Annotated in this window: 16 protein-coding genes and 1 pseudogene; 4 read left to right on the top strand and 13 right to left on the bottom strand. The window is 60.7% G+C overall.

The window, feature by feature from the left end; all coding sequences use genetic code 11:
- Window positions 1–107 precede the first annotated feature (107 nt).
- Window positions 108–647, top strand: a complete 540-nt coding sequence (locus tag JCM25414_RS20595) for an MgtC/SapB family protein (RefSeq protein WP_081775952.1) — start codon at window positions 108–110, stop codon at window positions 645–647.
- On the top strand, window positions 614–826 hold the full coding sequence (locus JCM25414_RS22615) for a hypothetical protein (protein ID WP_081775951.1): 213 nt from the start codon (window positions 614–616) through the stop codon (window positions 824–826). Before JCM25414_RS20595 ends, JCM25414_RS22615 begins: the two co-directional genes overlap by 34 nt.
- A 144-nt stretch (window positions 827–970) precedes the next feature.
- Here JCM25414_RS22615 and JCM25414_RS20590 read toward each other — a convergent pair whose 3' ends face one another.
- From JCM25414_RS20590 to JCM25414_RS13835, 3 genes are all read right to left on the bottom strand, one after another.
- A complete protein-coding gene (locus tag JCM25414_RS20590) occupies window positions 971–2,137 on the bottom strand; it encodes an aspartate ammonia-lyase (RefSeq protein ID WP_242403600.1) in 1,167 nt (388 codons plus the stop codon).
- Window positions 2,062–2,379, bottom strand: a complete 318-nt coding sequence (locus JCM25414_RS27125; RefSeq protein WP_242403599.1) for a lyase family protein — start codon at window positions 2,377–2,379, stop codon at window positions 2,062–2,064. The genes JCM25414_RS20590 and JCM25414_RS27125 overlap by 76 nt, the downstream gene beginning before the upstream one ends.
- Window positions 2,380–2,517: 138 nt before the next feature.
- Window positions 2,518–3,558, bottom strand: coding sequence for an aromatic ring-hydroxylating oxygenase subunit alpha (locus JCM25414_RS13835; RefSeq protein ID WP_025842018.1), 1,041 nt, complete (start codon window positions 3,556–3,558; stop codon window positions 2,518–2,520).
- A 185-nt stretch (window positions 3,559–3,743) separates the two neighbouring features.
- Between JCM25414_RS13835 and JCM25414_RS26810 the strand changes: the two genes are divergently transcribed.
- Together JCM25414_RS26810 and JCM25414_RS26805 are read left to right on the top strand one after the other, a co-directional pair.
- Complete coding sequence (locus tag JCM25414_RS26810; protein WP_369346090.1) at window positions 3,744–4,196, top strand: LysR family transcriptional regulator; 453 nt, start codon at window positions 3,744–3,746, stop codon at window positions 4,194–4,196.
- Window positions 4,157–4,585, top strand: coding sequence for a LysR substrate-binding domain-containing protein (locus JCM25414_RS26805; protein ID WP_369346092.1), 429 nt, complete (start codon window positions 4,157–4,159; stop codon window positions 4,583–4,585). Before JCM25414_RS26810 ends, JCM25414_RS26805 begins: the two co-directional genes overlap by 40 nt.
- A 10-nt stretch (window positions 4,586–4,595) precedes the next feature.
- Here JCM25414_RS26805 and JCM25414_RS20580 read toward each other — a convergent pair whose 3' ends face one another.
- The 10 genes and pseudogenes from JCM25414_RS20580 to JCM25414_RS13800 all read right to left on the bottom strand — a co-directional run bounded on the left by JCM25414_RS20580 (window position 4,596) and on the right by JCM25414_RS13800 (window position 12,800).
- Window positions 4,596–5,507 carry a L,D-transpeptidase gene (locus tag JCM25414_RS20580; RefSeq protein WP_199897648.1) on the bottom strand — a complete coding sequence of 304 codons (912 nt, stop codon included), beginning with the start codon at window positions 5,505–5,507 and terminating at the stop codon, window positions 4,596–4,598.
- A 94-nt stretch (window positions 5,508–5,601) separates the two neighbouring features.
- Window positions 5,602–5,946, bottom strand: a complete 345-nt coding sequence (locus tag JCM25414_RS26165) for an alpha/beta hydrolase family protein (protein ID WP_148301106.1) — start codon at window positions 5,944–5,946, stop codon at window positions 5,602–5,604.
- The gene (locus JCM25414_RS26160) at window positions 5,862–7,595 is read right to left on the bottom strand and encodes a S9 family peptidase (RefSeq protein WP_051535903.1); all 1,734 of its coding nucleotides are present in this window, start codon (window positions 7,593–7,595) and stop codon (window positions 5,862–5,864) included. Before JCM25414_RS26160 ends, JCM25414_RS26165 begins: the two co-directional genes overlap by 85 nt.
- Window positions 7,596–7,604: 9 nt before the next feature.
- The gene (locus tag JCM25414_RS26800) at window positions 7,605–8,372 is read right to left on the bottom strand and encodes an efflux RND transporter permease subunit (RefSeq protein WP_369346091.1); all 768 of its coding nucleotides are present in this window, start codon (window positions 8,370–8,372) and stop codon (window positions 7,605–7,607) included.
- A gap of 273 nt (window positions 8,373–8,645) precedes the next feature.
- Window positions 8,646–10,228 (bottom strand): annotated as a pseudogene (locus JCM25414_RS26795) (efflux RND transporter permease subunit); the annotation flags it as partial.
- Complete coding sequence (locus JCM25414_RS26155) at window positions 10,177–10,911, bottom strand: efflux RND transporter permease subunit (protein WP_148301104.1); 735 nt, start codon at window positions 10,909–10,911, stop codon at window positions 10,177–10,179. The pseudogene JCM25414_RS26795 and the gene JCM25414_RS26155, both read right to left, overlap by 52 nt.
- An 80-nt stretch (window positions 10,912–10,991) precedes the next feature.
- Window positions 10,992–11,459, bottom strand: coding sequence for an SDR family NAD(P)-dependent oxidoreductase (locus JCM25414_RS25390; RefSeq protein WP_242403598.1), 468 nt, complete (start codon window positions 11,457–11,459; stop codon window positions 10,992–10,994).
- A 27-nt stretch (window positions 11,460–11,486) separates the two neighbouring features.
- The gene (locus tag JCM25414_RS25385; protein ID WP_242403597.1) at window positions 11,487–11,840 is read right to left on the bottom strand and encodes an SDR family NAD(P)-dependent oxidoreductase; all 354 of its coding nucleotides are present in this window, start codon (window positions 11,838–11,840) and stop codon (window positions 11,487–11,489) included.
- Complete coding sequence (locus JCM25414_RS13805; RefSeq protein WP_025842017.1) at window positions 11,830–12,267, bottom strand: ATP-binding protein; 438 nt, start codon at window positions 12,265–12,267, stop codon at window positions 11,830–11,832. Before JCM25414_RS13805 ends, JCM25414_RS25385 begins: the two co-directional genes overlap by 11 nt.
- Window positions 12,264–12,800, bottom strand: coding sequence for a hypothetical protein (locus JCM25414_RS13800; RefSeq protein WP_025842016.1), 537 nt, complete (start codon window positions 12,798–12,800; stop codon window positions 12,264–12,266). Before JCM25414_RS13800 ends, JCM25414_RS13805 begins: the two co-directional genes overlap by 4 nt.
- Between the last annotated feature and the right edge of the window lie 36 nt (window positions 12,801–12,836).

Genomic DNA, 12,836 nt, shown 5'->3' with positions numbered 1-12,836 from the left:
TCATGGCCGCGGACGATTCGAGCAAGCCAAGAGGCTGTTGCGGTCGTCATCCGTGCGCAATATTCATCTTCGTGTCCGCAAGGGCGTTGTTTCGAGGGGAGGCTGTCATGCACGCGGTGGGTCTGTTCGCGCATATTCCCGGTGAGGGGCTGCTTCAGCTTCAGGAGCTGGGGTTCGCTTTTTTCCTGTCCGCTCTGGTCGGTCTTGAACGCGAATATCGACAGAAAGCAGCAGGTTTTCGCACCTATACGCTCGTCGGGGTCTCCGCTGCACTCTTCATGCTGATCTCCAAATACGGCTTCGACGATGTACTGGTGCCGGACCGCGTTGTGGTCGATCCGTCACGCGTAGCCGCCCAGATCGTCTCAGGTCTCGGTTTTATCGGCGGCGGTGTCATTTTCATGCGGCGTGACACCGTGCGCGGCCTGACGACCGCTGCTTCGGTCTGGCTCACTGCAGCCATAGGCATGGCCTGCGGTGCGGGTATGACCATCGTGGCCCTGCTGACGACCGTCGGGTATCTCGCGACCATGTTTCTTACCCCTGGCTGGCTGCTGAAGATGCCGCGCGCCCCGCGTCACGGTTCAAGATCAGTGTGCGTGGTGATTCGAGCGTGGAATTCACCGAACTCGTCAGCACCACCCTGACCAAGCTCGGCTTTACGCTCGGTCACGTCTCGCAGGAGCGTCAGGCCGAGAGTGAAAAGCTGCTCATCACCCTGCATGTGCACGGCATCAAGACGCCTGACGAGGTCGTTACCGCTCTGATGCGTATTCCGGGCGTTCAGGCGGCCTGGAGCGAGAAGCCTGAGGAGTCGCTCGACTGAACGAGGCCTCGCCAGGCGCTGCCGCGCCACCGAAAAGCGATGTGCCCCGTCCATCCATATAAAAACGGGTATCCAAAGGGCGATGGCCTTTTGGCGGGTTTCAGGGCAGAGCCTGATGAATTCCTCGTCCTGAAAAGCCTTCCCTCAGAGTGGCTCCGCCTTGTGCAAATGACAGAGACCTTCGGGAGAGAGGATCTTACCGAGCGTTTCTTCCGGCACGAGTTGGCGTTCACGCACGATTTCGATCACGCCGCGTCCGGTGCGATGGGCTTCGAGCGCGATAGCGGTGGCGGTTTCGTAGCCGATATAGGGGTTGAGAACGGTCACGAGGCCGATGGAATGCGTCACCATGGCTTCGAGCTGGGCGGTATTCGCGGTGATGCCGCGAATGCAGCGTGATTCGAGGGTCAGGCAGGCGGCGTGGAGATGGGTCAGGCTCTTGAACAGGCTGTGGGCAATGATCGGCTCGAACGCGTTGAGCTGAAGCTGACCGGCCTCGGCTGCCATGGTAACGGTCAGATCATTGCCGATCACTTCGAAGGCGACCTGATTGACGACTTCGGGAATGACGGGGTTGATCTTGCCCGGCATGATCGAAGAGCCCGACTGCATGGGGGGCAGGTTGATCTCGTTCAGCCCGGCGCGTGGCCCTGAGGAGAGCAGGCGCAGATCGTTGCAGATTTTCGACAGCTTGACGGCGAAGCGTTTGAGCACGCCGGAAACCTGAACGAAGGCGCCGCAATCCTGAGTGGCTTCGATGAGGTCGCTGGCAGTCAGGAGGTGGAGATTAGTGATCTGGTTGAGATGGGCGCAGACCGTTGTGGCAAAATCCGGGTGGCTGGCGATGCGTGTGCCGATGGCGGTGCCGCCCAGATTGATCTCGCTGATCAGAAGAATGGCCTCGTTCAGGCGTTTTTGATCTTCGTCGAGCATGACGGCATAGGTCTGGAATTCCTGCCCCAGCGTCATGGGGACGGCATCCTGAAGCTGGGTGCGGCCCATTTTGAGGATGTCATGGAATTCCCGCGCTTTGGCAATGAACGCCTTGCGGAGCACGGTCATGGCGTCGGTCAGGTGGTTGACGCCATGAATGGCGGCGATGCGCAGGGCAGTGGGATAAACGTCGTTCGTGCTCTGGCCCATATTGACGTGATCGATGGGGTGAAGCGCGCTGTAGTCGCCGCGTCGGCGCCCCAGATGTTCGAGCGCGCGATTGGCAATGACTTCATTGGCGTTCATGTTGGTCGAGGTGCCAGCGCCACCCTGGATGACATCGACAACGAATTCGTCGTGCAATTGCCCGCTGCGCACATCCTCGCAGGCAGCATGATGGCGCGCGCTTTTGACGCATCGAGAAGCCCGAGATCGCGATTGCTGAGGGCCGCAGCCTGCTTGATAGCGGCGAGCGCATTGATGAGCTCGGGATAGGCGCTGATCCGGCGACCGGTGATGGGAAAATTCTCGACGGCGCGCAAAGTGTGAATGCCGTAATAGGCCTCGCTCGGGACTTCACGCGTGCCAAGAAGATCGTGTTCGGTTCTGGTCATGCCCATGATGTGCGAGTCTCCCTCTCTTTGTTCCCAGAGGAAGCCACAAGACGGGGCGAGGCAAGAGAGGCGAGGCGCGGGGTTATGTCCTCTCGCCGCAGGAGCCATGCGTTCTTTGCGGAGGCATCCTGCGTAGGGCTTGTGTCAGGCGATAAAGAACCGGCTCAGACCCAGATCGCGCAGCCCCTTGCGATAGGCGATGGAGCTGCGATCGGCCATGATATGGGCTTCGAGTGTGGGGTCGAGGGGCAGGCATTCGGGCTTTTGCGCCTCCACCAGAAGGCGGTCTTCTTCGAAAACGCGTCGATTGAATTCATAGACGGCCTCGACGGGAATATCCTGATCGAAATTGCGACAGATCGGCGCGAACATGCGTGTCTTGCGGGCAGAGACAGGTGAGGCCGCGTTCATGATGACCAGCCGCCCGTCATCGGGAAAATGGATTTCGAGCGTTGCCGTGAAAGGCAAGGACGTGCGGAAATGGCGCAGCCACTCGAAACCCTCCGGGGCGCGGCCCTCTACGCCGATAGGATAATTGCCGACAAAGCTGCGATATTCGACCTCGAAGCCGTCTGCAGTCATCTTTGGCATATAAGGGGGCACGACCGGATTTTCGGGATCGGCAAAGGTGTCGGTGTGCACGAAGGCAAAATGGGCGACGTCGAGAAATCCTTCGACCTGTCGCCCGGCAAAGCCGGCAATATCGATCGAGGGGCAGGTGATCTGCTGATAGCCGGGGTCATGCCAATGCGGCATGTCGGGCACATCATGCGGCGTCTCGCCAGCGAGGCAGGTCCAGACCAGCCCATAACGCTGCCGCACCGGGAAGGTCCTGAGATGCAGCTTGTTGGGTATGGCCGAGTTGGGATGGGCGGGCACCTTCACGCAGCGCCCGGCCTGACCGAAACGAAAGCCGTGATAGGCGCAGGCGATGCTCTCGCCGTCACCCGACCCCATGCTGAGAGGGACACCGCGATGCGGGCAGAGATCCTGCGCCACCACGATTTCCTCACCCGAGCGATAGATCACCAGCGTTTCGTCGAGCAGGGTCGCAGCGGTGGGTGTGTTGCCGATATCGCGGCAAAGGGCGATGGGATACCAGAAGCGCGACAGGATGGCCCAGTCCGCGGCGTCGAAGCTGCATTGACGCGGCAATTGTACCGGACGCTCGAGAGTTTCTGACATGGGGCCTCGCCGGTTGATGCTGGAACAAGAAAAACATCTCACTTCCTGTCCGTTCGACGATATATCGAAATTCCTTACTGTCCGTTCTAAAAAAGAGAGCGCCTTCTCATGCCCGTTTTTTCGCGTTTCTCGCGCTATTTCATGGCCGTGGCACAGCACGGTCGATCAGGCGGGCTTCCGAAGCCTTGGGAATTTCAGCGTCGTCGATCGATCGACAGATATTGCTGGGTGAGGAGACACTCGGCTCGCCCCTTTTCGAGCGTCTGCCGTCAGGGCTCAGGCTGACGGCAGCGGGGGCGATGCTGCTGGTGCAGACCAGACGCTGGCAACGCGAACTGGATGCGTGCCGCACCGAGATCGACGACCTCAAGGGGTTGAGGCGGGGTCACGTGACGCTGCTCATTCCCGAGGCCATGGCGCGCGGTCTGGTGCCCGGCGTGATCGCGGCCCTGCGCATACAGCATCCAGGCATTACTCTCAGCGTGCTGGTGAAAGCCAATCACGAGATCGGCCCGGCGCTGATCGAGGGGCAAGGCGAGCTGGCGCTGATTTTCGATCCGGTGCTGTCCTCACGTCTTTCTGTGAGGGCGAGAATTGCCTGCCTCTGGGGTTCGTCACCCTGCCCGGCCATCCTCTGACCGCGCAAGGCGAGGTACGGTTCAGCCAGGGGGTTTCCTATCCCCTGATAGCCCCAGCCGCGCCGCTGGCGCTGGCGCGGAAAATCGCGTGGCTCACCGCTGAGACGGCTCAGGAGGGGCTCCCCGTCTGTGAATCGGACGATATCGAGGCCATCAAATCACTGGTCAGGAGCGGGGTCGGTATCAGCATTCTGAGTTCTGTCGACGTGATGCAGGAGGTGGGCGAGGGATCGCTCATCTTCGTGCCGCTCGCCAATCGCAAGATCAGACCGTTCGAACTCTGTTTCTGCGTCGATCAGGCGCGGTCTCTACCCGCCGCAACGCGCCTCGTCGCCCAATCGCTGGAGGCAGCTTTTCCTGCTCTTGCCTTGCCGGAACGGGCGGCTTGAGCCGGGACGATCAGCCTTCGTGATGGGTGGGCAGGGTCTGATGCCCGACAGTGGCGGAGGATATGGCCTGCACGGCTTCGGCTGAGTCCACGACGACCAGCGCATCCCCTGCAATCGGACTAGGTGTGCGGTCCTTGGGCAGAAGCGCGCGAAAGCGCCCGTCATAGCTGGCAGCCTGCTCATATTGCACGTCAAGCAGGCCGTTCTTGTCCATGAAGATATTCATCGTGGCAGGGATACGAATGCAGCCTTCCGACGCTGTGTGGCCAAGGCGCTGCTCGAGGAAGTCGGGGTCGGTCGCATGGATTTCCAGGCGGATATCACCCGTCTCACGGTCAGGACGCCAGCCCTTGACGGCATTGTGCCAGCCCATATCCCAGACGCGCATACCCTTGGCGCCGATACCGCGAATGCCGTTTTCGTTTTTGGTGCCAAGCGCCCGATAACCCAGACGGTCGGGTGTGTTGATGAACACGCCTGTCGGGGTGATGTAGTAGAATTTGCGTCCCGCCTGTCCGGTCGAGACCGGGGTGCCGCCCAGCGTTTCCCAATCCGCGTTGCCGGGCATGGCCAGCACGAAGCAGAGACGCTGCACCTTGGGGTTGCGGTCGACCACCATCAGGATCTGGGGGCGGTCGATGGGCGTATTGGTGCTGGCGATGGCGGCGCGCGCGAGGCGTATGAAACGTTGACGAATCTCGGGTGTGTAGGTGGTAAAGCGCTTGACCGATTTCTTCATCTGCACCGTCAGGCGGCTGGCCTCGAGTCGAGCTTCCGACTCCGAAACGACCGGCAGGGGCGGAATGACGACGGGAGCCGAGGCAGCGTGATCGGATGGTGCAGCGGGGGCTGCCGGGGTTATGGCCGAAGGCAGGGGCGGTGCCTCCGTTGTCTGTGCTTGGCACAGGCCGAGAGCGCACAACCGAGAATGAGACCGGGAATAGCCAGTCTGATCGGGGTCAGCAGGCCTGAGAAGGGTGCCTGGTTTTTATTATGCATCTCGACTCCAAAACTTCTCAAGCCAAACGTAACAGACCGTTCTCAGTTTGCCACGGCAGGGTGGGCATCGCGGCCGTTAAGATAGCGATCGAACCATGCAGTATACGCTTCTGGGCATCGATCGCATGGTCACGCCCCCTCATGCCATGCCCTTCACCGGGATAGATCACAAGGCTGGTCGGAATTCCGAGCGCACGCAAGGCATGATAGAATTCAAGACTTTGTGCAGGCGGACATTCGACGTCATTGGCACCGACATAGATGAAGGTCGGGGTCTTCACCTGCTTGATGAAGGTAATCGGCGAGGAATGGGCGTAGACAGCCGGATCGTCATAGACCGTGGCGCCAAAGAAAGGCGGCATCCAGCATCGATGCCGTTCTGGCCATAATAGGACTGCCAGTTTGCAATGCCACCTCCTGCGGCGGCCGCCTTGAAGCGGTTTGTCTGCGTCACGATCCACATGGTCATGTAGCCGCCATAGGAATAGCCGGTAATGCCGAGACGGCTCTCGTCGATCGGGGCTGTTTTTTCAAGCGCGTCGACGCCGCGCTGCACGTCGCGCAGATCGCCGTACCCGAAATCGCGACGGTTCGCCATGGTGAAGGCTTCGCCCTGACCGTAGCTGCCGCGCGGGTTGGGCATGAACAGATCATACCCGGCTTTCAGCAGCACGGCCGCATCGCCATTTGCGCGCAGAAAACGTGGCATGACGGCTGAAGACGGGCCGCCATGAATTTCGGTGATGAGCGGCACCTTGCCGTCACGGGTCATGGGCGCGGGGCGTGAAAGCGGGGCGAGATGCCAGCCCTGCACGGAAAATCCGTCACTTGTCCAGCTCACGCTTTCGGCTTTTACGGGCACGGACAGGCCCTCATTGAGATGGGTGACCTGCTGCCAGTCACCGATCCTGCCAGCCCAGATCTCGGGTGCTTTCGTGAAATTCTGGCGGATGACGACGCTCCGACCGCCCGCGCAGGTCAGGCGGGGCTCGCCGCCGCCATTAGAAAGCAGATCGTCGGAACTCACCATGAGCGGTGCCTTGTCATCAAGCGCCTCAAGCACCGTTTTCGGGCTGGCGATGGAAGAGGCGATCAGACGGCCCTGACACCAGCTCAGCCCCGTGACGGTGCTTTTGCTGTTTCTGGTCAGGGTGACAGGGGCGGCGCCCGGCGTGGTGAGGTCGAGCTGGAGAGCATCGCCACCAAAAAAGCCGAAATCGCTCATCAGACCGGCGACGAAGCTGACGCTTCTGCCGTCAGGGGACACGAGAGGCAGGCCGATCTGTTGTGACAATGCGTGGGTGTAGAGAATTGTCTCCTGCCCGTCCGCAAAGCGTGAGAGATGGGCCTGCCACCAATGGGCGTCGCCATTGCCTTCGGCTGCCGTGCCGACAAAAGCGGGGCCGGCGCTTTTCTGCCAGTCGTACTCATAGACATAGAGTCCGTCGGGCGATTGCCAGTGCAGGGCATTTTTTTCGATCGTGGCGATACGCTGCTCGTCTTCCTTCGCATCGATCTCGCCTGTTTCGGGCGCCCCTGCCTGAAGCGCACCGGGGTCGCGTCTGGCATTGGCGATGGCGAGTACGGCCAGTTCGCCATCGGGGCCGTAGCGCAGATCCTGCAAAGACCCTGTGAACTTCAGGAGCGTTTCCAGTTTTCTACCAGAGCTTTCAACACGCATGATCTGGCGATTCTGCGTGTCTTTCTGTCTGACGATAAAGGCCAGATGCGTGCCGTCGGGGCTCCAGCTCGGGCTGGATGGAAGGCAGTCCTTGCAGGGCAGGGCGATGATTGTGGCCTTGCCGCCCGGCAGGCTGCGCAAAACGAGAGATGGCACAGGTGTGGCGTCGGAACCGGGCTGTTCAGTCGTGTCCAGTGTCGCGAGAAGATGGCCATCGGGCGAGAGTGCGGGCGCATTGAAAAGATGCAGCGGGGCGGTAGACGCAGCGAAGGCGGGCGTCAGCAGGCTGGCGCAAAGCAGAAAGGCCGGGCTGAGGGCTTTGAGAAACATGACGGGCTTTCAGCTTTCAGAGGGGAGCGGGGCTGCGAGCGGGCGTGGAGCGGGGCGTCTGGGCACGAAACGGTGCCACAACCGCGTGCCGAAACGCCCTATTGCATCCATGTAGAGATAGACGACCGGGGTGGTATAAAGCGTGAGCAGCTGGCTGATGAGCATGCCGCCCACAATGGCGATGCCGAGCGGCCGGCGCATCTCTGACCCGTAACCGTGACCGACCATCAGCGGCACAGCGCCGAGAGCAGCGGCAAGGGTGGTCATGAGAATGGGGCGAAACCGCGTCAGGCAGGCTTCGTAAATGGCTTCGCGAGGCGTATGGCCCAGCTCCTTTTCGGCATAGAGCGCGAAATCGATCATCAGAATCGCGTTCTTTTTCACGATGCCGGTGAGCAGGATCATGCCGATCATGGCAATGAGACTGAAGGATTCGCCTCCGACCCAGAGCCCGAGAATGGCCCCGATACCGGCTGAAGGCAGGGTGGAGAGAATAGTGAAAGGGTGGATCATGCTCTCGTAAAGCACGCCCAGAACGATATACATGGCAAAGAGCGCCGCAACAAAGGCCAGCAACTCATTGACCAGCATGTCCTTGGTCTCACCCGCCAGACCGGAAAATTCGCCCGTCAGGCCGGGCGGGGCGCCCATATCCTTCATCGTGCTTTCGATCAGCTTGCGCGCGTCCTCATAGGTCTTGCCATCGGTCAGATCGAAGCTGATGGCGGTCGAGGTCATGCCCTGCTGATGGTCGATTTCCATCGGTGTGGGTTCCATCACCAGATCGGCCACATTGATAAGCGGGATCATGGTCTCGACGGAAGAGGCGACTGCGGAACCGTTGGAGTTGTTGCCGGTAATCTGGTTGGCTATGGCATTGCGCAAAGATGCCTCGCTGAGCTGCGTGGCTGTCGAGGCGGAGCTGCTGCCTGTGGTCTTCACGCGTATCTGGTTGGAGCGTACGGCGCCCGAAGGCGTGCCCGAGGCAGTCGAGACCCAGGCGCTGCGCAATTGTTCCGGTGATTCCCGATAGGCGCGGGCCACTTCCATCACCACCGAATGAGTGGTGATGTCGGTATGGATGCGCGAGGCAACGGTCTGGCCGTAAGCATCGTAGAGCACATTGCCGACGAGCTGTGGCGTGACCAGATAGCGGGCCTCCGTATCGCGGCGCAGTTTCACATGCACCGAGGCGCCGTGACCTTCGACATTGGTGGTGACGGTGGTCATCATCTTGTTCTTGCGCAGCCTGGTGGCAAGGCGCTGCACCCAGAGCTTCAGCTCCACCGGGTCCTGATCGCGCAGCACGTAGCGATAGGCGCCGTTGCGATGCTGACCGCCGCCGCCATTGGGGTCGCCTGCCGAAAAGAACGAGGTGCGCAGGCCGGGCATGTCACCCAGCTTCTTGCGTATGCTGTCCACAATCTGGATGTCTGTACGCGTGCGGGTGCGCTTGTCTGAAAGCCGGGCAAAAAGCTGGCCGTCGCTACTGCTGTTGTTCCAGCTGGTGACAGACAGCACATCCGGGTCGGCTTTCATGACCTCGCCGACATAATGGATGCGCTTGGTGATTTCGGAAAACGACATCGTGTCATCGCCGCTGATCGATCCGCCGACGAGAGAGATATCCTGCGCCGGTACGCCCGTCTTGGGCATCAGCACGATAGAGGCGACAAGGACGATAAAGCTGAGGGGCAGAGTGAGCGCTGTCAGAACGTGAAACCGCAGCGCCACCCGCAGCGTGCGCGCATAAAGCGCGATGATGCCATCGAGCACGAAATCGATCAGGCGCAGGGTGCGGTCACGCAGCCCAGGTCCGGTTGGCTCCTCATGCTCCACGTCCAGCCAGTAGGCGCACATCATGGGGGTGAGAGTGAGCGACAAAGCCAGTGAAATGAGCAGCGCCGAGACGATGGTCATCGAGAATTCGTAGAATATTGCGCCGACCTGACCCGGGATAAAGAGTAGGGGGATAAACACGGCAATCAGCGAGGCGGTGATCGACAGCACGGTAAAGCCGATTTCCGAGGAGCCTTTCAGGCTCGCGCTCATGCGGTCCATCCCCGCTTCCATATGGCGGGCGATATTTTCAAGCACGACGATGGCGTCATCGACCACGAAGCCCACCGAAATGGTGAGGGCCATGAGCGACATGATATCGAGGGTGAAATGCTCCCATTTCATGACGGCCAGCGTCCCGACGAGCGCAATCGGTACGGTCACGGCAGGATGATCGTCGAGCGCAGGCGGCGCAGGAAAACGAGAATGACCCCGATCACCAGAATGATCGAGATGCCCAGGGTCAGCTGCGTATCGTCCAGAGAGGCGCGTATGCTCGATGAAAGGTCGATAGCCGTGCCCATTTCGACACCCGGTGGCAGGACCGCTCGTAGCGTGCCCATACGCGCTTTCACGGCATCGACGATCCTGACCGTGTTCGCCTTGGGCTGACCGCGCACGATCAGGGTAATGGCGGGTTTGTTGTTGAAATAACCCGCCTGATACAGATCCTGAACGCTGTCCTTCACCTCGGCGACCGAAGACAGTTTGATCGGGTTGATGTTGTTGCGATAGCCGATGATCAGATCGCGGTATTGCGCGGCATCCTCGGCCTGATCGTTCGTCTCCAGCATGAGTCGCTGGCCGCCAGAATCGAGAAAGCCTTAGGTGTGTTGGCGTTGGCCGAAGCGAGGGCCTGTCGCACGTCTTCAAAACCGATGCCCCATTTGTAAAGCGCATAGGGGTTTACATCCACGCGCACAGCTGGTGCTGCCGAGCCCACCGCCTGAACGCGGCCCACGCCCTTGATCTGCGCCAGAAGCGGCTTGACTCTGATCTGGGCGAGGTCGAACAGCTTGGGCAGCGTCATGACATCGGAGGTCAGGGAGAGCAGATAGACCGGCTGTGAGGTCGGATCATCCTTGTAGGCATAGGGGTCGCGGTCGAGCGTGCCCTGGGGCAGATCGGCGCGTGCCGCTCTCAGCGCGGCCTGAACATCGCGCAGGGCGCCGTCGATATTGCGGGATTCGACAAAATCGATGCGGATATAGGCGAAGCTGTTTTCACTGTCTGACTCGATCAGCTTTACCCCGGCAATCTGACCGAGATAGCGCTCCAGCGGCGTCGTGACCGAACTGACCATCTGTTCGGGACTGGCGCCCGGCTGCTCGACTTCGACATTGATCGTCGAAGACCCGATATCGGGCAGGCTTGCGACAGGCATCAGCGGATAGCAGATGGCGCCGGCGGCAAACAGCGAAAGGGCGAGCAGAATCGTCGCCACGGGACGCATGATGAAGAGACGGCAGAAATTCATTTCGTCTCCATAGCAAAGTTTTTGCCTGAATACGTAGCCCGAGGCGTCTCTGTCTTATTCTTTTCGTATGGCCGGTATGACTAGTGGTCGAGAGGCGCCATCGAGCCGGGGCGTCCGGTGGGTTGGTGCGTATAATAGGCCTCGGCCAGACGCACGGGTAGCACATCCATGAAGCGCGAGCCCAGAACCAGCCAGGCAGGAAAGATGATGCGCCTTTTGCGTCGTACCAGACCACGCAGGATCTGAGCGACCGCACGTTCGACGCTTGAAAGGCCGGGCATGGGGAAGCGGTTTTGCGCGACCATGGGCGTATCGACAAAGCTGCAACAGACGCTGGAGAGATGGATCCCGGCCCGCCGGCTATAGGCGCCGCTTGCCACCAAAAAGCGGTCGAGCGCCGCTTTCGAGGCAGAATAGGATGGCGTGCCGGGATAGGAGACCAGGCCCGCGACCGAGGCTATGGCGCAGATCTGCCTCGCTGGCGGGCAAGTCGGCCAGTTTTGCGCAGGGGCTGGGCACGCATACGCGCCATCATGGCAGAATCGCATTGAGGGCCCCGTCAAGATTGACGGCCATCATGCGGCGGACCTGCTCGATGCTTTCGAACGCGGCTCCGTCACCTTCCTGGGCGGCGACCCCGCCTGTGACGCCCGCACAGACCAGAAGCAGGTCGACCGATCGATCCGACGCTGGGCACACCACTTCGTCGTGGCCTCCTGATCGGTTACGTCGAGGCAGGTGAGATGTGTCTCGGCGCCTTTTTCCTGACAGGCTGTGCCCGTGTCGTCGAGGCCATTCCGCTGGCAGTCGGCGAGATGGAGCTGGCGGCCCGGTGCGGCAAGAGCTACGGCCAGAGCGCGGCCGATGCCCGAGGCGGCGCCCGTGATGAAGATCGTCCCATAATTCATGATCGCAAAATTACACGGCATGGCGCGTCGCACCAAATGCAGCGGCCATGGTGGCGAGATGGGCATGATGAGTCAGAAACAGGATCTGCTGATGCCGCGCCATAGCTGCCAGTGTCGCAAACCCTGCTTCGGCGCGGTTTTCGTCGAAGGTGATGAACAGATCATCGGCGATGAAAGGCAGGGTCACGCCACGCGCCCGAGCCTGTTCGAGGGCTGCCAGACGCAGGCTCAGGTAAAGTTGATCGCGTGTGCCTTCGCTCATCGCCGAGGGACGCACCATTCTCTCGTTCTGCATCATGCCTGCGAGTTCTGGCGTCCTGCCGTCTTCTGCGATGAGGAGCTTTTGATACCGCCCGCATGTCAGCGACGTGAAAATCGCTTCTGCCGCTTTCAGAAGCGGGTTGGTGTTTTCGAGCCTCTGGCGCCTAGCGACATGGGTGAGGATCAACGTCTGGATACGTGCTGATGCCCATTCTTCGGCAGCGCGCGCCATTTTGGCCCGGCAGGATTCGATGTCGAAAGCCGCATTGAGAGCGGCCTCGTCCTTTTCGATCTCACGCAGCGACGCCTGATTTCGCCACCGCGCGAGAAGGCTGCATCGCGCTGCCGCTCCAGCTCGGTCTGTTCGCTCTCAACGGCGCCGAGGCGGGTTTCTATCAGGGCGGGGTCGGTCTCTCTGGCCTGTGCCTGCAATTGGGCCAGATCCAGCCCGTCCGAATGTTCGGTGATCTGAGTTTCAAGCCGCGTCTTCTCTTCCTGATCGCGATAATGACGCGCTGCTTCATCAAGGACCGGACGTATGGCATCGATTTCGGAGGCGCCTAGCCGTTGCAGAAATGGTGTGAACGTGGCGCGCAGCGTCTCCAGCTTCGTGTCGGCAAGTGTGCAGGCCTCGGCCTGCTCCGTGATCCGGGCATCCTGACGATCGGCCTGCGCCTTGTCGAGATGTGCTTTCAGCAGGGCCTCGTGCAGTGAGGCCATGCTGCGCCAGGTGTTGCCAGAGCGAGGGCCTCCCCC

This window comes from Asaia platycodi JCM 25414, from assembly GCF_000614545.1.
In the GTDB taxonomy this organism is placed as follows: Bacteria; Pseudomonadota; Alphaproteobacteria; order Acetobacterales; family Acetobacteraceae; genus Asaia; species Asaia platycodi.
The sequence above is the reverse complement of the archived record's forward strand: the minus strand, read 5'-3'. Positions and strand labels throughout refer to the sequence as shown.

Coding starts and splice junctions, on each gene's coding strand:
- JCM25414_RS20595 (WP_081775952.1), top strand. CDS start 108: ATGCACGCGGTGGGTCTGTTCGCGCATATTCCCGGTGAGGGGCTGCTT.
- JCM25414_RS27125 (WP_242403599.1), bottom strand. CDS start 2,379: ATGGGCATGACCAGAACCGAACACGATCTTCTTGGCACGCGTGAAGTC.
- JCM25414_RS13835 (WP_025842018.1), bottom strand. CDS start 3,558: ATGTCAGAAACTCTCGAGCGTCCGGTACAATTGCCGCGTCAATGCAGC.
- JCM25414_RS26165 (WP_148301106.1), bottom strand. CDS start 5,946: ATGCCGCCTTTCTTTGGCGCCACGGTCTATGACGATCCGGCTGTCTAC.
- JCM25414_RS26160 (WP_051535903.1), bottom strand. CDS start 7,595: ATGTTTCTCAAAGCCCTCAGCCCGGCCTTTCTGCTTTGCGCCAGCCTG.
- JCM25414_RS26800 (WP_369346091.1), bottom strand. CDS start 8,372: ATGGAACCCACACCGATGGAAATCGACCATCAGCAGGGCATGACCTCG.
- JCM25414_RS26155 (WP_148301104.1), bottom strand. CDS start 10,911: ATGAATTTCTGCCGTCTCTTCATCATGCGTCCCGTGGCGACGATTCTG.
- JCM25414_RS25390 (WP_242403598.1), bottom strand. CDS start 11,459: ATGCGATTCTGCCATGATGGCGCGTATGCGTGCCCAGCCCCTGCGCAA.
- JCM25414_RS25385 (WP_242403597.1), bottom strand. CDS start 11,840: ATGCCGTGTAATTTTGCGATCATGAATTATGGGACGATCTTCATCACG.
- JCM25414_RS13800 (WP_025842016.1), bottom strand. CDS start 12,800: ATGGCCTCACTGCACGAGGCCCTGCTGAAAGCACATCTCGACAAGGCG.